18 protein-coding genes and 1 riboswitch are annotated in these 20,954 nt (G+C 45.8%); of the genes, 7 read left to right on the top strand and 11 right to left on the bottom strand.

Annotation, left to right across the window (positions count from 1 at the left end; all coding sequences use genetic code 11):
• The first annotated feature begins 34 nt into the window (after positions 1 to 34).
• From AC3RV5_RS08495 to atzF, 6 genes are all read left to right on the top strand, one after another.
• Entirely contained in the window at positions 35 to 859 is an 825-nt protein-coding gene (locus AC3RV5_RS08495; RefSeq protein ID WP_489731495.1) for an ABC transporter permease, read from the top strand.
• The gene (locus AC3RV5_RS08490; RefSeq protein ID WP_489731494.1) at positions 852 to 1,634 is read left to right on the top strand and encodes an ABC transporter ATP-binding protein; all 783 of its coding nucleotides are present in this window, start codon (positions 852 to 854) and stop codon (positions 1,632 to 1,634) included. The genes AC3RV5_RS08495 and AC3RV5_RS08490 overlap by 8 nt, the downstream gene beginning before the upstream one ends.
• Before the next feature lie 7 nt (positions 1,635 to 1,641).
• Positions 1,642 to 2,355: an urea amidolyase associated protein UAAP1 gene (locus AC3RV5_RS08485; RefSeq protein ID WP_489731493.1), complete on the top strand. Its 714-nt coding sequence runs from the start codon at positions 1,642 to 1,644 to the stop codon at positions 2,353 to 2,355.
• A 16-nt stretch (positions 2,356 to 2,371) separates the two neighbouring features.
• Positions 2,372 to 3,028, top strand: a complete 657-nt coding sequence (locus AC3RV5_RS08480; protein ID WP_489731492.1) for an urea amidolyase associated protein UAAP2 — start codon at positions 2,372 to 2,374, stop codon at positions 3,026 to 3,028.
• A 98-nt stretch (positions 3,029 to 3,126) separates the two neighbouring features.
• Complete coding sequence (gene uca, locus AC3RV5_RS08475) at positions 3,127 to 6,729, top strand: urea carboxylase (protein ID WP_489731491.1); 3,603 nt, start codon at positions 3,127 to 3,129, stop codon at positions 6,727 to 6,729.
• Positions 6,730 to 6,731: 2 nt separating this feature from the next.
• Positions 6,732 to 8,534, top strand: a complete 1,803-nt coding sequence (gene atzF, locus AC3RV5_RS08470; protein WP_489731490.1) for an allophanate hydrolase — start codon at positions 6,732 to 6,734, stop codon at positions 8,532 to 8,534.
• Positions 8,535 to 8,608: 74 nt separating this feature from the next.
• Here atzF and AC3RV5_RS08465 read toward each other — a convergent pair whose 3' ends face one another.
• Positions 8,609 to 9,316 (bottom strand): TorF family putative porin, encoded by a 708-nt coding sequence (locus tag AC3RV5_RS08465; protein ID WP_489731489.1) that lies wholly within the window; start codon positions 9,314 to 9,316, stop codon positions 8,609 to 8,611.
• Between the two features lie 60 nt (positions 9,317 to 9,376).
• Positions 9,377 to 9,492, bottom strand: a riboswitch (guanidine-I (ykkC/yxkD leader).
• A gap of 635 nt (positions 9,493 to 10,127) precedes the next feature.
• Between AC3RV5_RS08465 and AC3RV5_RS08460 the strand changes: the two genes are divergently transcribed.
• On the top strand, positions 10,128 to 10,727 hold the full coding sequence (locus tag AC3RV5_RS08460; protein ID WP_489731488.1) for a Yip1 family protein: 600 nt from the start codon (positions 10,128 to 10,130) through the stop codon (positions 10,725 to 10,727).
• 279 nt (positions 10,728 to 11,006) lie between these two features.
• On the opposite strand, the gene purF is transcribed toward AC3RV5_RS08460, so the two are convergent.
• From purF to AC3RV5_RS08410, 10 genes are all read right to left on the bottom strand, one after another.
• Positions 11,007 to 12,524 (bottom strand): amidophosphoribosyltransferase, encoded by a 1,518-nt coding sequence (gene purF, locus AC3RV5_RS08455; protein ID WP_489731487.1) that lies wholly within the window; start codon positions 12,522 to 12,524, stop codon positions 11,007 to 11,009.
• A 13-nt stretch (positions 12,525 to 12,537) separates the two neighbouring features.
• The gene (locus AC3RV5_RS08450) at positions 12,538 to 13,026 is read right to left on the bottom strand and encodes a CvpA family protein (RefSeq protein WP_489731486.1); all 489 of its coding nucleotides are present in this window, start codon (positions 13,024 to 13,026) and stop codon (positions 12,538 to 12,540) included.
• Positions 13,027 to 13,161: 135 nt separating this feature from the next.
• A complete protein-coding gene (locus AC3RV5_RS08445; RefSeq protein WP_489731485.1) occupies positions 13,162 to 13,773 on the bottom strand; it encodes an SPOR domain-containing protein in 612 nt (203 codons plus the stop codon).
• Between the two features lies 1 nt (position 13,774).
• On the bottom strand, positions 13,775 to 15,055 hold the full coding sequence (gene folC / locus AC3RV5_RS08440) for a bifunctional tetrahydrofolate synthase/dihydrofolate synthase (protein WP_489731484.1): 1,281 nt from the start codon (positions 15,053 to 15,055) through the stop codon (positions 13,775 to 13,777).
• A gap of 12 nt (positions 15,056 to 15,067) precedes the next feature.
• Positions 15,068 to 15,916: an acetyl-CoA carboxylase, carboxyltransferase subunit beta gene (accD, locus tag AC3RV5_RS08435; protein ID WP_489731483.1), complete on the bottom strand. Its 849-nt coding sequence runs from the start codon at positions 15,914 to 15,916 to the stop codon at positions 15,068 to 15,070.
• 126 nt (positions 15,917 to 16,042) lie between these two features.
• On the bottom strand, positions 16,043 to 16,834 hold the full coding sequence (gene truA, locus AC3RV5_RS08430; RefSeq protein ID WP_489731482.1) for a tRNA pseudouridine(38-40) synthase TruA: 792 nt from the start codon (positions 16,832 to 16,834) through the stop codon (positions 16,043 to 16,045).
• A 156-nt stretch (positions 16,835 to 16,990) separates the two neighbouring features.
• The gene (locus tag AC3RV5_RS08425; RefSeq protein WP_489731481.1) at positions 16,991 to 18,340 is read right to left on the bottom strand and encodes a sigma 54-interacting transcriptional regulator; all 1,350 of its coding nucleotides are present in this window, start codon (positions 18,338 to 18,340) and stop codon (positions 16,991 to 16,993) included.
• A complete protein-coding gene (locus tag AC3RV5_RS08420; protein WP_489731480.1) occupies positions 18,337 to 18,912 on the bottom strand; it encodes a hypothetical protein in 576 nt (191 codons plus the stop codon). Before AC3RV5_RS08420 ends, AC3RV5_RS08425 begins: the two co-directional genes overlap by 4 nt.
• The gene (locus AC3RV5_RS08415; protein ID WP_489731479.1) at positions 18,909 to 20,315 is read right to left on the bottom strand and encodes a sensor histidine kinase; all 1,407 of its coding nucleotides are present in this window, start codon (positions 20,313 to 20,315) and stop codon (positions 18,909 to 18,911) included. Before AC3RV5_RS08415 ends, AC3RV5_RS08420 begins: the two co-directional genes overlap by 4 nt.
• A gap of 90 nt (positions 20,316 to 20,405) precedes the next feature.
• The gene (locus AC3RV5_RS08410; protein WP_489731478.1) at positions 20,406 to 20,672 is read right to left on the bottom strand and encodes an EF-hand domain-containing protein; all 267 of its coding nucleotides are present in this window, start codon (positions 20,670 to 20,672) and stop codon (positions 20,406 to 20,408) included.
• Positions 20,673 to 20,954 lie beyond the last annotated feature (282 nt).

Genomic DNA, 20,954 nt, shown 5'->3' with positions numbered 1-20,954 from the left:
TTACGCACATTAGTATACATAAGGGGAAAATGAATTGAAAAGACTGACAACCTATGAACCTGCAGCATCGGCCAATTTGTTTCTAGGTTTGTTGCCCTTTATTTTGCTGGTTCTGCTGTATATGGCCAGTTCTAATGGCCGTTTAGCAGAAAACCCCAATGACAAGCTGCTACCGAGTTTTTCTACTATGGGCGACACAATTCATCGTGTGGCAATGGAGCCGAGTAAGCGAACCGGTGAATATATTCTATGGACAGATACGGCAAGCAGTTTGCAGCGCTTAGGATTGGGTGTACTCATTGCTGCAAGCATTGGACTACTGCTGGGCATATTAACCGGTGCATTGCCATTGTTTAACTCAGCCTTTGCCCCACTCATTACAGTGATATCCCTCGTGCCTCCCCTTGCGTTGTTGCCCATATTATTCATTGTAATGGGCTTAGGGGAAGTGTCTAAAGTCGCGCTAATAACCATCGGCATTGCTCCTATGATAGCCAGAGATATAAACCGCAGGGCCCAAGAAATACCCAAGCAGCAACTGGTAAAAGCACTGACTCTTGGGGCTAATAGTATGCAAATTATTATCCGAGTATTTTTGCCACAACTACTGCCTCAGCTACTCAACGCCTTACGTATGGCAATGGGCGCGGCCTGGTTGTTTTTGATTGCTGCAGAGGCTATAGCGTCAACTGACGGCTTAGGTTACCGGATTTTTTTAGTAAGACGATATCTATCAATGGATTTAATTTTACCGTATGTCGCCTGGATCACGCTGTTGGCATTTATCATTGACTGGCTGTTAATCAAGTTGAATCAAACGCTATTCCCCTGGTTTGACGATGGGGGGAAACATGATTGAAGCACGCAACATCTGGAAATCCTTCGGCAATGACATCATTTTAGAACGCTTAAATTTTAAGGTGAACAAGGGTGAATTTGTCACTATGGTTGGCACATCTGGTTGCGGCAAAAGCACCTTGTTAAATATGTTACTGGGCACAGCGACAACGAGCAAAGGTGAATTGCTGCTGGACGGTCAAGCTATACCCGACCAGCCCAATGCAGACAGGGGTATAGTGTTTCAACAATACTCAGTATTCCCGCATATGACCGTACTGGAGAATGTGTTGGCAACACGAGGATTTCAACAAAGTGGAATAACCGGTTACCTATTTGGAGCAAAAAAACGCAAGGCGTTACTGGAAGCGCAAGCAATGCTCGAACAAGTGGGCTTAAAACACGTTCTCAATCGCTATCCACATGAGTTGTCGGGTGGAATGCGTCAGCGTTTGGCGATCGCACAAACCTTGCTTGGTAACCCTCGTATTTTGCTGCTGGATGAACCATTTGGTGCGTTGGACCCCGGCATTCGCGCTGAAATGCATGAATTGGTGTTGTCACTATGGAAAGCTCACAATCTTACCGTTTTCATGGTCACCCATGATCTTAAAGAAGGTTTTTACTTGGGTACACGACTTTGGGTCTTAGATAAAGTGCGGCGTGATCCCACTGCACCCAACGCCTTTGGCGCTAACATCACCTTTGATTTACCCATTGGTCAGTCCGAGAACAAAGCATATCAGGATATAAAAAATAGCCTGAATATGACTAAGTCTGTTTTACCTCAGGAATAAAATATTTATGGATCCATTAATTAACTATAGCACCACCATAGACGGTGCTGGTCATTGGTCTTTGCAGGTACGTCGTGGCACCAATATGCGTTTAACGGATATCTGTGGCGGCGCTAATGTGGGTATGCTGTTTTACAACCCGCAAAATCTGTTAGAACGCTATAACGCGCCAGATACCTTGAAATGCCAACACACATTCAAACTTACTTCGAGCAATTGTCTTTACTCTGACATGGGGCGAATTTTCGCCTCTGTAATTGAAGATTCATTGGGTTGGCATGAAACGGTGTGTGGCAACAGTGATGCGGCGTTAGTAAGCAAAAAATGGGGGAAAAGAGACTACCAAACTCACCGCAATCGGTGGCATCAAAATGGCAATGATGCCTTTTTAGTGGAATTGGCGAAATATGGCCTTGGGGAAGCAGACATAGCAGCCAACATTAACTGGTTTAGCAAGGTTTCAGTTGATAATGTCGGCCGGATGCAATTTCATCCAGACCACAGCAAGGAGGGAGACCAGCTTACCTTACGTTTTGAGATGGATACCCTCGTGGTGCTGCACACCTGCCCCCACCCATTAAACACAAGTGATGTATACCCACGCAATCCCGTGGAAATAACGTTAAGCAAAAGTGCGCCGATTGCCGCTGATGACAAGTGCTTGAATCACTGTGATGAAAATCAACGTGGCTTTACTAACAATGCACTTTATTTGCTTTAACAACTGGGAGAATAACATGCCTAAACCCATGCAATTAATTCAAAGCGCCAAACTCAGCGAACAAGCCATGACAAAAACAGTAGTGCATGCCGGTGATTATTACATTGGTGCACTATTACAAGGCCAAACTATGCGTATCTTGGACTTAGAGGGCAATCAAGCCGCTGATACATTGTTTTTTTCTCAAGCAGATCCCGCCCAACGCTATAGTGCCACTGACACTATCCGCGCGCAGCAGAATGTTTATCTGACTACGGGCTCGACGCTAATGTCAAATCGCAATCGACCTATGCTTGAGATAGTGGCCGATACGTGTGGTCGTCACGACACCCTTGGAGGTGCCTGTGCCACAGAAAGTAATACTGTGCGCTATAGCCTTGATAAACGCTGCATGCATGCCTGTCGAGACAGTTGGATGTTGGCCATTGCCGAACATCCCGAATATGGGATAAGCAAAAGGGACATCAGTCACAACATTAACTTTTTTATGAATGTTCCGGTTACAGAAGAAGGTGGATTAACCTTTGAAGACGGCATCTCAGGGTCTGGAAAATATGTTGAATTTACGGCATTAATGGATGTAGTGGTATTGATATCCAATTGTCCACAGTTGAACAATCCATGCAACGGCTACAACCCTACACCGGTGGAATTATTGATATGGGATAACTGACTTATCAAAGACACAAGTCGTGCGCCCACTGTGTTTTTTTACGTCACCTGAGCTCCTTAATTTATCCAACCAGAATGGTCATTTTTCAGGATTTTATAATGTTTAAAAAAGTACTTATTGCCAATCGAGGATCGATTGCTACCCGCATAATGCGCACGTTGAGAAAAATGCAAATCCAAAGTGTCGCTGTTTATGCCACTGTTGATGCAGACAGCTTGCACGTGTCTATGGCTGACCAGGCATTTTGCTTGGGTGACGGAACAGCAACCAGCACCTACCTTGATATGGACAAAATAATTGATATAGCCAGGAAAAATGATGTTGATGCCATTCATCCAGGTTATGGTTTTCTGAGTGAAAACCCCGATTTTGTAAGACGTTGCGAACGGGAAAATATTGTATTTATTGGCCCTACCCCAGCGCAGATGCTGGACTTCGGTTTAAAACACAGTGCACGTGAAATAGCCCAAGCGGCGAATGTGCCCTTGTTACCTGGCACTGGCTTATTGGGATGCGTAAACGACGCCTCTCAGCAAGCAGAGATAATTGGCTATCCCGTGATGTTAAAAAGCACAGCGGGCGGCGGTGGCATTGGCATGCAGCTTTGTCACGATGTAGAAGAATTAACCCAATCCTTTGATTCGGTTAAACGTCTGGGACAAAGTAATTTTTCCGACGACGGCGTTTTTTTAGAAAAATATATTGGACAGGCTAGACACATTGAAGTGCAGGCCTTTGGCGATGGCACTGGCCAGGTTATATCCTTGGGCGAACGTGACTGCTCGAGTCAAAGACGTAACCAAAAAGTGTTAGAAGAGTGTCCTGCACCTAATTTAAACCAGAATATTCGCCAACAATTACATAAAACCGCCGAAGCTTTACTTTCATCTGTAGGTTACAGAAATGCCGGCACAGTTGAATTTATTCTAGATGTTCAAACACAAGCCTTCTATTTTCTGGAAGTTAATACACGACTGCAGGTAGAACATGGCGTAACCGAAGAAGTGTATCAAGTCGACCTGGTCGAGTGGATGGTAAAACAAGCGGCTGGGACCTTAGGTGACCTGCCAAAACTTGGTAAAACACTGAGCCCAAAAGGCCACGCTATTCAGGTACGAATATATGCAGAAGATCCGTATTTAAACTTTACTCCCTGTCCTGGCATATTCACTCAGGTTGAATTCCCCATAGCTAAACATATTCGTGTTGAACACTGGCTTATTCCCGGGATCGAAGTTGCTAGCTATTTTGACCCCATGTTAGCCAAACTGATCAGCTACGGAACTGATCGAAATGCTGCCCTTGCTCATCTTGAAAAGGCGTTGTTAAACACCCACTTGTACGGCAACCAAACCAATCTTAGTTACTTGCTTGCACTGTGTCGCGATAGTAAATTACGGGATGGAAAAATCACTACCCGTTATTTAAACGATTTCCGTTTTTGTCCTAAACGTATTGACGTTAAAAAAGGCGGCACCATGACCACGGTGCAAGATTTACCTGGTCGACAGGGTTATTGGGATGTAGGCGTTCCACCATCGGGGCCGTTTGACAGTTACTCATTTGCCTTAGCAAACCGGTTATTGGGTAACGAAGATAACGCCGCAGGTTTGGAAATAACCTTAGATGGCCCTGATCTTCTGTTTAGCTGCAAAACCTTTATCGTGCTGGGCGGCGCACCTGTGCATGTCAAACTAGACGGTATCGCTATTTTGCAATGGCAAGTGATCCCCATTGCAGCTGGACAAACCTTGAGTATTGGCAAGATCATCCAAGCAGGTGCCAGAGCATACCTATGCATTCAGGGGGGCGTGCAATGTCCTGAATATCTGGGTTCGCGAGCCACCTTCACTTTAGGTCAGTTTGGTGGTCACAACGGCAGAGCCTTGCGCACTGGAGACGCGTTAATGCTGGCTGCTGATACAGATTTCCCTGTTATCGAAGCACAACAAGAGATTTCCCCCGAGCTACTTCCTGCCATCTCCAATCAGTGGCAGGTCCGGGTGATTTACGGCCCCCATGGTGCCCCCGACTTTTTTACCGCAGAAGATATCAAGAGTTTTTTTGGCGTTGATTGGCAAGTGCATTACAATTCTAGCCGCACCGGGGTCAGATTAAATGGCCCTAAACCTCAATGGGCACGGAAAACTGGTGGAGAAGCTGGCCTGCACCCATCGAATATTCATGATAACGCCTATGCCTTTGGCACCATTGATTTTACCGGTGATATGCCGGTGATCCTTGGTCCAGACGGACCATCATTAGGTGGGTTTGTTTGCCCTGCTACCGTTATCAAAGCTGATCTTTGGAAGTTAGGCCAGCTTAAGGCAGGCGATACCATTCGCTTTATCAATGTCGACTTAGACATGGCCCATAAATTGGACCTGGCGCAACAACAGAGTCTTAAAACTCTGGTTGCTAGCACGCTTGACTGGCATAGCAGCGAAATCACCAGCCCAATTTTACAAACCCTGGCCGCATGCGACTTTGGCGATGACATTGTTTATCGTGCTGCCGGCGACCAATTTTTGTTGGTGGAGTACGGCGAGCTTAAACTGGATTTAGCCCTGCGTTTTCGGGTACATGCCTTGTTAAATTGGTTGCAACTACATCCACTACCCGGATTAAGAGAACTCACTCCAGGCATTCGTTCGTTACAAATTCATTTTGACTCAAATCAATTGGATCACTGGCAAATTATTACCCATCTGATCGTCGCTGAAAAACAGCTCAACAAGGAATTAAACCAATTAACCGTGCCCTCTCGCATCGTACATATTCCCTTGTCCTGGGACGATGAAGTGTGTCACCAAGCGATCGAGAAATATACCAAATCAGTGCGCGAAAACGCCCCTTGGTGCCCCTCCAACCTTGAGTTTATTCGCCGTACCAATGGATTAGAAAATATAGCTGCAGTGAAAAAAATTGTATTTGATGCTTCGTATTTAGTGATGGGATTGGGAGATGTGTATTTGGGTGCGCCCGTGGCGGTTCCGGTTGATCCCCGGCATAGACTGGTTACCACAAAATATAATCCCGCACGCACCTGGACCGCTGAAAATTCAGTGGGTATAGGCGGTGCTTACATGTGTGTATACGGCATGGAAGGCCCAGGTGGTTATCAGTTTGTGGGTCGAACTTTGCAAATGTGGAACCGTTACCAAAAAACCAAAGAGTTTAATCAACCCTGGTTATTACGGTTTTTTGATCAGGTGCACTTTTACGAAGTTAGCCATGACGAACTTGAAGTCATACGCAACGACTTTCCCAAAGGTCAATACCCGTTAAAAATAGAACAAACGGAATTTAGCCTGAGTAAGTATATACAGTTTAAACAGGACAATGCTGAGTCTATTGATGAGTTTATCTGTGCTAGAGATCAAGCTTTTGCCGATGAATTGGCTCAATGGCATGCCACTGGACAGTTTAACTTCGCCCCCCCTGAAGATTTACATGTGGAAACCACTCTAAAGTGGCCAGACGATAGCCAGGTAATCGAAAGTCCTGTAGCGGGAAGTTTATGGCAAACCGACATTAGTCTTGGGCAAAAAGTCGAAAAAGGTCAGGCACTGGCTATTTTGGAATCGATGAAAATGGAAATTCCAGTATCGGCTCCCTGCACTGGCACTGTCACCCATATATTGTTAAAAGACGGCCAGCGAATCCAGCAAGGCCAAGCTTTATTTGTGATAGAGAAATAACAATGAATATATCCTCAAATATCCCCCCGAATATGGAAATTAGTACACTGCGCCAAGCATACCTGCAGGGTGAATTAACCCCTGAAGCGGTTTTTAGGCAAATTGCCCAACAGGCAGAACAACATAAACATTTGAATATCTGGATCTACCGCTTAAGTTCTGAGCAATTACAGCCCTATTTTGCCAGATTGGCAACGATGGATCCCGCTAATTACCCATTGTGGGGCATTCCCTTTGCCATCAAAGACAATATTGATTTAGCCGGTATTCGCACCACTGCAGGATGTGAACCCTTCTCTTATGTCGCCGAAACCTCGGCAACTATCGTGCAAAAACTGATCGATGCCGGTGCTGTGCCTGTGGGTAAAACCAATTTAGACCAATTCGCCACCGGACTCAACGGCACGCGCTCTGCCTGGGGAGCCTGCGGAAACAGTGTTGATGCGAAATACATCAGTGGTGGTTCAAGCTCTGGCTCGGCGGTAGCCGTAGCGCTGGGTCTAGCCAGCTTTAGCTTGGGTACAGATACGGCCGGTTCGGGCCGTGTGCCCGCAGCATTTAACCATCTAGTAGGTTTAAAACCGACCTGCGGATTGTTGTCGGCGGCCGGTGTGGTGCCTGCCTGTAAAAGTCTGGATACGGCTAGTATTTTCACAAAAACGGGCACAGATGCCAATACAGTTTTGGCCTGCGCTGAAGGCTTTGATGAAGCAGATCCCTTTAGCCGAACCAATACATTTTCCAATAGCAGTCGTTATTTTGGTCGGCGCCAAGGTCCGCTCACTATTGGCCTTATTCCGGAACAGCAATTGCGTTTTTTCGGCGATGAACAATATAAACGGGCCTATCAACAGTGTATTACCCGCTTGGCAGGATCAGATGTTGAGCTGGTTGAAATTGATTATGCCCCCTTTAATGAAGCGGCACTTTTATTATACGAAGGACCTTGGGTGTCAGAAAGGTATATTGCCACCGAATCTATATTAATTAATTATCCAGATGCGATGCATCCCGTGGTGAAAGATATTGTCAGTCAAGGTCAAGCTCCTCGCGCTACAGAGTTGTTCAAGGCGCAATACCGTTTGGCGGCATTAAAGCAAAAGTGTGATCAGCAACTATGTAAAATTGATTGCTTACTCACCCCTACTGCTGGCCGTTTATTCACCGTTGCCGAGATGCTGGAAAAACCGATCGAATACAATAGTCAATTGGGTTATTACACCAATTTTATGAATTTGTTAGACATGGCCGCACTCGCTGTACCCACTAGTAAAACCGAAGCTGGTTTACCTTTTGGTATCACGCTGGCCAGCAATGCTTTTACTGACAGGGCGTTGTTATCCATCGCAGAACGAATAAAACCTATCCTACAACCTGGTGAGCTAGCTAGCCAAAAAATAGTCAAGCAAACTGACACAATCGAGGTGCTGGTATGTGGCGCCCATTTAAGCGCAATGCCGCTAAACTGGCAACTAACTGAGCGCGGAGCTAAATTGAAACACACCACTCGCACCGCAGCTATTTACCGTCTTTACGCCCTATCGGGTACAGCGCAAGGTAAACCTGGTTTAGTCGCTGATCACCAAAGGGGCGCACATATTGAAGTAGAAATTTGGCAAATACCATCCAGCGAATTCGGTAGTTTTGTGGCTGATATTCCTTCTCCTCTGGGCATAGGGAAGGTGCAGCTCGAGGATGGCCGGATGGTCAGTGGTTTTATTTGCGAGCCCTATGGTTTGCAAGGTGCAACAGACATTACCTCGCTTGGAGGATGGCGAAATTATCAGCAGAGTTTAAGTAATTAATTACGACAAAAATAGTAAGGAAGCGCCTGTATGGCGCTTCTTATTAACATGTACATGACGTGTCAACCACTCGCTTAAAAGCTATAACTCACTGCGCCGACTACTGCCGCATCTGCCGCTGGGCCAAACAATTCTTCACCTGCGCTGGAGGAATCATTGTAAGACAAAGTAAAAGCAAAAGACTCGTAAGTGTATGTGACACCCACGTCGTAATAGTTATAGCTATCACCAAAGACATCGCCTAAGTCGTAATGACCGACCATAAAACCAACGCTAAACTCATCATTGATATCAAAACCATGACTGTATTCGTAGCGAATGCCCATTTCATCAGCAGCAAATGCATCATTTGAATAGCCAACGGTTAGCGCACCATATGCAAATCCGTAGCTAATGATCAGTTCGTTGTAATCCAAATCGACTTCAGTACCCGGGTAGATATAGCGGATTAAAGTTGCAGATAACATATGACCAGTGGTCACTTCTTTTTCATAGCCAACGAATAAATCCATCTCAATCGATGCATCTAAATCACCAGGATCTGAATCTTCAACAAAATCAACGTTTGATAAAAAAGTACCGGCAGAAAAACCTGATCCATCGATGTACACCCCGGTAAATTGAAGAGTCGGATCTTGCAAAGTTTGTGAAACACCATATAAACGATAATCGGTTGCTAGTGTTACGCTAGCATCGAATTCTGCGTTTGCATGGGCGGCGAAAACCAGCGATAAGCCTAACAGTACAGAGTTAAAAGCAGAACGTTTGAATGTTATAGACATAGTTTAATGATCTCATATTTTTAGGTTTACACGGAGAGTACCCCTGGCAACGCCAATCAAATCTCCCGGGCTTTTATCCCGCCGTGTAACCCTATACTAATAGTCATTAACTAAGGTCGTGAGCTCTCGGTCCAGACACGACTTTTTACATCGTCGGAACCCTAGTTCACTATTTCAAATTGTAGATCCGCGACAGCTAAGGGTACGGACAGGTTGGATACTGCATTATCTTAGCCAACTTTTTATTTTTTATTTTTCACTTACAAATCAATAGAATAAATATTATTTGACGAGTATCAATTTGGTTTGCACAAGATTAAATGCACCGCAATAGACCGCTTGCACCTATAGAGATCACCAGTTCGTTTTGGGCGAATTCAATATTCTAGAAAATTTACTTAATGTTGGCTCAGATAAGCTAATCTAATTTTTGCTGGGTTGCGCGCGTCAGCTTACAGCTAGCATGATCGATAAGTAGGTTGGTAAAGTTGTCGGGCTTGCCGTCATGCACCCACTTGTAAATACTGTCCAATCGCATTGTCCCCCTTGACCGGAATGTCAACAGTCGATGATTTGTCGAGCTGATGGGGGTAGACCAATCCTGCCAGCCCCAGGCAATACGTATAACAAGATCGGTTTAGCCTGAGCTAACATGCCTGTAACTTACATAATAACTAAGGAAATGGGCACTCTAGCGCGAGTTTTCCGCATAAAAAGCCATAAATGTGTTGATTAAATAGACGAGGTCAAACAAAATAATGTTAAATACTTGTAACATCCCTGTTACCAAAAAGCCAAGAGCGAGCAGAATATGATTTTGAACCATCTATGGGGCTTATATGCCCACCCCAAGGAAGAATGGAAAAGTATTGATAACCGCCACGAAAGCTTTTTTTATAGTCTGAGCCACATCGCACTGATTGCATTAATTCCTGCCGTTATGGCATTTTATTCTGCCGCCCATCTCGGCTGGAGCATAGGTGTGGGAGATGTCATTAAACTGACCCAACAAAGTGCTATGTTAATGAGCATCGGCATGTATTTCGGTTTAGTTATCGGGGTACTGGCTTTAGCGGTACTGATCCACGAACTGGCCAAAGCATTTGATTCACAGCCTACTTACACCCAATCACTGGAACTTGCTGCTTATACTGCGACGCCCTTATTTATGGTAGCTGTAGCTGCTTTTTATCCTGTGCTGTGGTTTGTGATGCTAATAGGTCTGGTTGGTCTGACCTACTCTATTTACCTGCTTTATGCAGGCACGCCTATTATGATGCACATACCGGCAGAAAAAGGCTTTATCTATGCCAGCTCGGTCGTGACCTGTGGCTTGGTGCTGTTAACTATCCTGATGGCAGCGTCGGTAATTTTGTGGAGCATGGGCATGGGCCCGGTATTTAGCGGTTAACGTTTAAATTTACTCATACTAATAGGCCGGGAGTCTATTAGAACGTCCAGAGGACGGCCTTAAGGTGGAGCGCAGGGATAGCGCGCAATACAAATAAGTCGGGAGCCTATTTGAACGTCCGAAGGACGGCCGCAGGTGGAGCGCAGGGATAGCGCGCAATACAAATAAGTCGGGAGCCTATTTGAACGTCCGAAGGACGGCCGTAGGTGGAGCGCAGGGATAGCGCGTAATAAAAAAGCGCTGACAATATCAGCGCTTTTTTAATGCTTTAATAAACCGTTAGTCCTCATCCATGTTGTGCATTTCAAGGTTGCTTAGCTCGGTTTGAATGCCAGCATTTTTCGCCCCTTCGTTACGTAATCTGTCTATTCGTTCCAAGTAGCTCTGATCAATATCACCAGTAATATAATTACCATCAAATACCGAGGTTTCAAAACGGCTAATCTCGGGGTTAAGCTCGGATACGGCCTCAACCAGATCGCTAATGTCCTGAAAGATAAGACCATCTGCGCGAATAAGATCACTGATTTCTTCAATTTCCCGGCCATAGGCAATCAACTCATTAACCGACGGCATATCGATACCATAAACATTGGGAAAGCGGATTTCTGGCGCGGCAGAGGCAAAGTAAACTTTCTTGGCACCGGATTCACGCGCCATCTCGATGATTTGTTCGGAGGTGGTACCACGAACGATAGAATCATCCACCAGCAGCACACTCTTGCCGTTAAATTCTGAGGGAATGGCATTGAGCTTGCGCCGCACAGATTTACGCCTCAGGGTTTGACCGGGCATAATAAAGGTACGGCCTATATAGCGATTTTTAACAAAACCTTGACGATAGGGCAAATCCAGCTCAATGGCAATTTGCAAGGCCACATCCGTTGATGTTTCCGGAATAGGGATCACCACGTCTATGTCCACATCAGCCCATTCTTGGGCTATTTTTCTACCAAGTTTTCGCCCCATATTCACGCGAGATGCGTACACGGAAATACCGTCAATAAATGAATCAGGGCGTGCAAAATACACAAACTCGAAAATACAAGGCGCATTGATTGGGTTGTGTGCACATTGGTGAGTATGTAGTACACCGCTTTGTGTGACATAAATCGCCTCACCTGGCGCCACATCACGTATAAAAGTAAATCCCACCGCATCCAACGCCACACTTTCCGAGGCGACCATATATTCGTCACCAAACTCGGTTTTGCGTTTACCTAAGGCTAAGGGGCGGATGCCAAAGGGATCTCGAAAGGCCAGCATGCCGTTGCCGATGATTGCTGCCACAACAGCATAGGCACCGCGCACTTTTTGGTGCACCGTACTGACCGCCTTAAATACTTCTGCCGGGGTAAGCGTCAAACCCTCGCAGCCAAGTAATTCATGGGCAATAATGTTCAATAATAATTCGGAATCTGAGGTGGTATTGATATGTCGCTTGGCAATACGAAATACGTCATCTTTTAATTCATGGGCATTAGTTATATTGCCGTTATGAGCAAAAGCGATACCAAAGGGGGAATTGACATAAAAGGGTTGCGCCTCGGCTGAGCTGGAACTACCGGCCGTGGGGTAGCGCACATGGCCAATGCCAAATTGTCCGGTCAGGCGTTTCATGTGCCGTGTATGAAACACGTCACGGACCAAGCCATTGTCTTTACGTAGATGAAAGACCCCATCATCTATAGTGACGATACCTGCGGCGTCCTGCCCCCTGTGTTGCAGCACGGTCAAGGCGTCATACAACGCTTGATTAACTGGACTTTTACCAACGATTCCGACGATACCACACATAAGAATTACCTTTTTAGACGGGTTTGATAAAGCTTGAGTTGCCTTGCAAATATTGGAAGAACCACTCGATAACTAAACTAAATTCGGGAATAAGCATTGATGTTCGCCACCAGTCAGCACCGGCCATGGGTGTGAAAGTGTCGAGAAAAAATAACATCGCGCTGACGATAAGTACCCCGCGTAATACACCGAAAACCGCCCCTAAGGCGCGGTCTGTGCCTGACAAACCGGTATATTGCACCAGTTGCCCAATTAAATAATTGAGTAATCCACCAAGAATAAGGGTGATCACAAACAAGATTGCTATCGCCACACCGTTGCGGATCGTCTGATCGTCTATACTAGTAAGAAACGTCGCCAAGTCGGCATAAAAGTGACTGGCAATGAAAAAAGCACTAAACCAAATTGCCAGGGAAATAGCCTCTTTCACGAAGCCACGGATCAAGCTGATAATGGAGGAAAGCAATATCACGCCAACAATAGCGTAGTCTATCCAGTTCATAAATTTCGTTTAAATCCACTGATGGGGCATAACGTGATCATAAATAGCGATATTACGTCATGGGATAATTTCGCGCGCATCTTATCAAAATCCAGCTCGAAAATCATGCTAATTTCAGTCTAAAAACCAAGGGCCTTATTGCACGGTAAAGGGGGTGACTCTTCCCTGCAGACTGGTTAATTCCTTTAAATGTTCTAATGCTTTCTCAAGTCGCTTTTTCTGTAAATCAGGGCCAACAAATACTTTGGTCAAGATGCCAGAACTCGTCTTTACCGGGCGGCTAAAGGCTCGATATCCGCCTGCTTCTAATTTGGCCAGTAACTCTTTAACGTTCTTCTGGTGGCGAAACGTACCAAGCTGCACTACCCATCCAGCTCCAGCCAACAGACGCTGTTGATCATTTTCTACCACAGTGCCCTGCTCCAGGCTGTTCGTCCGGGGGACTTTCTCGGTTACCGGGGCAGAATTTTCTGGGTTTTGAGTCTCTTGGGTCTGGCTTTTGACCGGAGGCTCATCCAAGGCAGTTTCGTTAACAATTTCGATATTGCGGGATGCGGCAGCCTTTACTTCCTGGGTTGAAAAAGACGCAGGACGCTGAACCGTTTTTACCGCAGGGCGCGCAGGCAATTCCACAAACAAGTCTTTATTTGATTGTTTTTTGCCATTTAGTAAATCCGGTAAAAATATAACCGCGATTGCTACTATGATGACGGTACCCATTAATCTATTTTGCAGCGCAGATGTCACTCTACTTTATCCTTGACGCTTGAGTTAACTTAAGAACTTCGGAAACAGTGAAAAAAGAACCGAATACGACGATTAGATCTTGCTTGCCGGCTGTGTCTAAGGCATGTCGATAAGCTTGGCTAATAGTGGCAAATTCTAGCACCTTTTGCCCCTGGGCTAATACTATTTTAAGCTCTCCGGAGCTGGCGCCACGGGGCACATCTAACGAACCAAGCAGCCAGGTGGCATTTAGCGTGTAAAAGGGTTCAAGGGTTGAGGCAATGTCTTTATCTTTTAACATCCCGGTTACCAGGTATATATCGCGAAAGTTGCGGGAGGCAAGTTGACTGAGTAAATATCGGGTGGCATGGGGATTATGCGCCACATCCAGCAGCACATCAGGTGCACGTTGTAACAACTGTAGCCGGCCGGGCAAATGACTGTGTGCTAACACCTGGACCAGCTTTTGTGGATCAAGCTCCAATTTCAGCAATTGAATGACTTGTAAAGCGGTAGAAACATTTTGCAAAGGTATGTGAGGAAGAGGCAAGTTAATCAATTGAATAACGCCATTGGACCAGTCGAACCCGCGTTGGGTAAGGCTAAAATGAAAATCCTTGCCTTGCCAGCTCGCCTGCACCTGTAGTTCATCTACCGCCTCAATCAAAGCTTGCAAAGGTTCGGGCTCACCAATAACCGCCACCCCTTTTTTTCTGAGGATACCGGCTTTTTCCCGGGCAATCTGTTCTTTAGTGGTTCCCAGCCAATCCTGGTGATCTAAATCAATGCTGGTGATCACCGCAATATCCGGGTCGAGCACATTCACCGCATCCAGTCTGCCACCTAGTCCCACTTCTAACAACAGCACATCGGCTCTGGCGTCATGCATGAGTTGCAACGCCGCCAAGGTCCCAAACTCGAAATAGGTCAAGGCTACCTCTCCCCTTGCCTGCTCGACTTTCGCAAACGCCCGACAATGTGCCGCTTCATCCAGCATGGTGGCGTTCACTCTGACTCTTTCCCGGTAATCGAGCAAATGCGGAGAACTGTACACGGCCACACTTTTTCCAGCGAATAGACAGGCTTGTTCTAGCATCACGCAGGTTGTCCCCTTGCCATTAGTACCGGCAACGGTCACCACGGTAGTGGCAGAAAAATCCAGCTGAAGCTGTTGATAGACGAGGGCCACGCGCTCTAAACCCAGTTCAATATTTTTGGGATGAAGCACACTTAGATGCTCAAGCCAATCGGCTAAAGTACGGGCCTCTGGGGCTGAGGCCGGTGAACTATGCAAAGATGTCATTGAAATGATTAACTAATGATGCTGATGATGTAGCTTTGATAAGATGCCGAATATTTTATCACGCATATCCCGGCGATCAACAATCATGTCTATCGCCCCTTTTTCAAGCAAAAACTCGCTGCGCTGAAAGCCCTCAGGTAAGGTCTCTCGCACGGTTTGCTCAATCACCCGTGGGCCAGCAAAACCAATTAACGCTTTAGGTTCTGCCACATTAACATCCCCCAACATCGCCAAACTGGCTGACACGCCGCCCATAGTCGGATCGGTCATTACCGAGATATAAGGTAAGCCTTTTTCACTCATCTTGGCCAAGGCGGCGCTGGTTTTAGCCATTTGCATCAGCGACAATAAGGCCTCTTGCATGCGGGCACCACCACTGGTCGAGAAGCAAATAAGCGGCATATTGTGTTCCAGACAGGCCTCTACAGCTTTGACAAACCGTGCTCCGACTACCGACGCCATTGAGCCCCCCATAAAAGCAAATTCAAAGGCCACAACCGCAACAGGCATGCCTTTAAGTTTACCTTGCATAGCGACTAGTGCATCCTTTTCCTTGGTAGCTTTTTGCGCCGCCAAGAGCCGATCTTTATATTTTTTGGAATCTTTGAATTTGAGTATGTCTTTTGGCTCCAGTTCAGCCCCTAACTCAATCCGATCATTTTGATCTAAAAATTGGTTAATTCTGACTCTGGCAGATATGCGCATATGATGCTCACACTTGGGGCACACCCCGAGCTGCTTTTCCAACTCGGTTTTATACAATACCGCATCACATTTAGTACATTTAGTCCAAATCCCTTCTGGCACATTACTTTTAGTAGGTGACTTGGTACGCGGTAATATTTTTTCAATCCAGCTCATTTCATCAACCTTGTCTGGCGCTGTTATCATTGATTGGCATAATAAACGATAACAGTGCCTTATTAATTTGTTCGCATGTTCGGTATTAAAACACAGTTCGCAAAAGTTACGAAAGCAAAACTGGTCTTAGAAGTCGTCAGCTAAAAATAGCGGCCCCATATTCAAAATAGGAATATCGAATTGGGCCGGGTAGCGAACATGAACCAAATATAATCCATTTGGTTTCGCTTTGGCTCCCGCTTGGGTACGATCTTTTGTTTCGAGTAGTTGTGCCGTCCAATCTGTCGGCTTCTCTTTTCGACCTATAGTCAGTAACGTGCCAGTAATATTACGCACCATGTGGTGCAAAAATGCATTGGCCTGCACATCTATCATGATGTAATCGCCCATGCGTATAACACGGATATGCGACAAAGTACGGATGGCAGTCTTGGCCTGACAACCAACCGCCCGAAAGGAACTGAAATCGTGTTTTCCCACGAGGTGTTGAGCAGCTTCGTGCATTAAATCATGATCCAAAGGGCCGTGAACATGCGTAACCCCCTGGGGTAAAATGCCACTGCGGAAATTATTGTTGTAAATAAGATAGCGATAACGCCTGGCAGTCGCAGAGAAACGGGCGTGAAACGCCTCGTCCACTGCCCTCACCCAACGCACCGCAACTGTTTTAGGCAAATAAGTGTTGATACCTAAGGTCCAGGATCTGTCTGGGCGATAGCATTGGGTATCAAAATGAACTACTTGACCGGTCGCATGTACTCCAGCATCAGTTCTACCGGCACATATCACTTTAATGGGCTCATTCGCCACCCGGCTTAATGCTTCCTCCAAGTGTTGCTGTACGCTCACTACTTCATTTTGTATTTGCCAGCCGTGAAAACTGGATCCGTCGTATTCGATGCCAAGCGCTACCCGCATTTATTTCCCGCTACCCTGTCAACAATGCCCAGTATTGTAAGGCAGTAAATAAAAATGTGTAGTAATAAAGCTACCCTGGCCTAATACCCGTGCAGTTATGCGCTTGTTTTAAACTCTGATGCCTGGGGTACCTGTTTTTCGCAGCCCGCCGTCTCGCTATTCATGTTTAAAATCAGTGGAGTGCAAGCTGTGTTTTTTCATTAACTTATGCAAATCTGTGCGGTTACGACCGGCAATTTCCGCCGCTCGGGTGACATTTCCATCGGTCATTTTCAGCAGTTTAAGTAAATAGCTTTGTTCAAACGCATCTCTAGCTTCAGTCAGGGTCGGCCATTTCTGCTCAGAACTGGACAAAGCTTGTTCAACCAGATGCACGGCAATAACCGAGGTCTGGGTTAATGCCACACATTGCTCCACCACATTGACCAACTGACGAACATTGCCTGGCCATAACTCTGTGGTTAACAACTGCATGGCATCATCAGAGAAACGACTGACTTTTACCTCATGACGTTCCGCGCTTTTCTTTAACAAATATCTAGCCAGCAAGGGAATATCTTCGGATCGTTCACGCAAGGTGGGCAAAGTCAAATTAACCACATTTAAACGATAATATAGATCTTCGCGGAAATTGCCTTCAGCCATCTCATTAGACAAGTTTTTGTGCGTGGCAGAAATTATACGCACGTCAACCGGGATCTGCTTGGTACTGCCAACAGGACGGATCACTTGTTCCTGCAATGCCCTAAGTAACTTGACCTGCAGCTGAGTCGGCATATCACCAATTTCATCGAGAAATAAGGTGCCCCCGTCCGCTTCACGAAACAGGCCCTGATGTTCATTCACCGCACCGGTAAAAGAGCCCTTGGCGTGACCGAATAGTTCAGACTCAAGTAGGTTTTCCGGCAACGCACCACAGTTAATTGCCACAAAGGGCTTGTTGGCCCGTTTACTAGCCTTGTGGATAGCACTGGCAAGCAGTTCTTTGCCCGTGCCGCTGGCGCCGCTTACGAGTACGCTGACATCGCGCTGCGCGACCCTGTGTGCTTGGTCGAGTAGTTGTTCCATCTGCATGGAACGGGTGATAATTTGCTCACGCCAGACACCAGATTGCGAGCCCTGGCTCTGGCTGACTGCTTTGTCCAACAAATCTCGCAACTCGACATGATCAATTGGTTTGGTTAAAAAGCCAAATACGCCACGTTGAGTCGCTTCTACCGCATCCTGAATAGTGCCATGTGCCGTCATCAGGATCACAGGAATATCCTTGCCCAAAGACATGATCTCTTCAAACAAGCTCAAGCCGTCTAATCCAGGCATACGGAGGTCGCTGAGCACTACGTCAAAATTCTGGGTGTTCATTAAACGCAATGCATCTTTGCCGCCTTCGGCACTTTGCACACTATATCCTTCACCTTCCAAGCGTATCGCCATCAAGCGCAATAAACTCTCGTCATCGTCGACGAGCAATATTTGTGGCTTTAAAGACGCTTCTGTTTTACTCACTTAGGATCCCCTTTAGTATTATCCATAATCGACGCTTCGATTTTTAATAATTGTTCTATTTGACTGCGCTGCTGGTCAACCAATTCTTGCTGTTCTTCAATACGAGTCGATTGTGCGCCATTGATTTTACTCAACGTCACTAAGGCAGATTCCGACTCCAGCAAGGCTTGGCTGGGTTGATAAATCATCACGGCTAACATCTCCTGCATTCTCCCATCAAATTTTTTGATCAGGTCGGCTGCCCACACCTGTGAGCGCAAACGATCCTGATAAGGCGTGTCCTTTCCTTGGCACAGCAGTATCTTGCGCAGATTGTCCTGGTCACTGTCAGTCAACAAATCTATCTCCGCTTTACGCTGTTCCCACGTCATGTCATCGGCATCTAGCCAATAACGCAGCCAATAGGTTAAATGGCAGTTATATTCATTTTCCCTCTGAGGATCCAGGTATAGACAAAACGAATTGGCGGTCACATTTACCTCCTCTGCTTTGTGCTCTTGTTCTGGGAGCGAAGCCACTAATTGACAGCCGGATAGCGCAACAAGCAGCAGGCCTATGCTCAAAATTTTCATGTTTTATTCTCACTTAGCGGAATAGAGACACGGAAACATACGTCGGCATAATCAACATCTATTATTCCTACTTTACCGCCCATCATTCGTGCACAGTCGGCCACGATAGACAAACCCAGCCCGGAACCTATGATGCGATCATTGCGCTTGCCACTGCCTCGATTAAAAGGTTCAAACAACATTGCACGCTGTTCTTGTGATATTTTTGGCCCTCGGTTAGCAACATCCAATATTTGCACGTTCTTCTCCTGATACAACTTGATATTAATAGGTCGACCTTTGCTACCATGTGCAATGGCATTAGACAGCAAATTATCCAGTATACGCCTGAAAAGATTGCCGTCGGCATAAACCTGTTTTAATACTATAGTGGTTTCAAGTTGATGTTTATGTTGTTGTAACACCAAACTATTATCAGTTATAAAACTATCAAATAGTGGCTGGGTTTTTAACCATTGAAGATCGGGTTTGGCTTGTTGCAACAGTAAATTGTAGTCCAGCAACTGCATGATCAGGGTATTGAGCCTGTCCGTACTACTATTTAGCAATGACAGCACTTCTTTTTGTTGTTCATTTAGCCTGCCCACTACCTGTTCAGTTAACAATGAACAACCTTCTTTAATACTGGCTAATGGGGTTTTCAGTTCATGGGAAGCATGACGTAACAAAGCATGACGTAAATGCTCAAGCTGAGTCAGGCGATCAGCCAAACGGTGTAGCTTGCGTTCAACCAAGATCAACTCTTTAGGCCCAGAACGGGATATTGCGGGTAAGGTATCATCCTGTTGGGAAATAGCTTGAATAACTCGCTCGAGCTTACGAACCGGACGCAATATAAGCTGGCTGCCGATCATAATAAGTAACAGCGATATACTGACTAACAGTGCCGTTAACCAGGCTTGAGTTTGTTGAACCGAAGTAACATAAGACTGGCGTTTCTTTATTCGCATGTCGAGCAAATTATCCACACCTTCACCCAAGTCGTCTAACGAACGGCGAAACTCGGCTAGTTGAGCATCCAATAACAGCTGATCACCCAGCCTATCGTAACGGATAAACCACGCCAGGCGTTCCTTTAACACCCGACATTCTATTGAAGGTTCAAGTTTATCGCATAGTGAAGTCAATGATTCGCTGAAGCGTTCAATATATTTATCGGACAGGGTTTTCAACTCGATTTTATCTAACACATGATACTGGCGTAACAAACGTTCAATATCCACGGCGAAACTCTCAAGATTATTCACCCCCCTGACCATAGCGACAGAAAACTCCGCCTCGTTGGTGGCGATTTCTCCGGTTTTACGCAGGGTAATTTGACTGTGCCATAACAGCACGGCAAGCGGCACCAACACTAATGCAAAACTAACAAGGGTCAGTTGGCGTAACGATCCAAGTTGCATTGGAAGTCCTATCAATATTTATCTTTCCTAGGTCGCCAGTATGATAGCAAAAGCTCACCTAGTGAGCAGTAAAAAATCCGCACCCAATTATTAACTCTTAGTACGCGCTCTTACTCCCCGTTGTCTGCTGTTGGCTAATTCAGCAGCACTAATGATGCCATTACCATCGGTATCTATGCGGCTAAACAATTCTAACACTACTGGATCCGCCACCGCTTCTTTAATCGAAATTTGGCCATCGGCGTTGCGGTCCAGACGCCTCATAGTGTCGTCAAAGGCCTGGGCGGCGGATAACAAACCTATATTACCGGACATGGCGACCAATAATATACCCTTGAAGTAAGCGAGTATTTTCATTTATTTTGTTATAAACCTGTTTGAAATAATTAACCAATAGAACCTGTATAAAAGGTGGGTTAGCATCCGTGCCAAAAACATAGCGGCGTAAATACGCCGCTAAAAAACTCTCAGTGCCATCAGAAGCAAACGCCATCGCAACCAATAATAATCTAACTTAACGTCACAAGAGTTTTTACCGTACCGCTATGCATGTTTTTAATCCGAAGAACCAGTCGGATTAGATACGATTACTATTGGGGCTATAACAAGTTTTACGCCATGTTTTATAACCCTTTATAT

It is taken from the genome of Paraglaciecola sp. IT1134, assembly GCF_058068185.1.
This window is presented reverse-complemented; position numbering and strand designations above follow the sequence as displayed.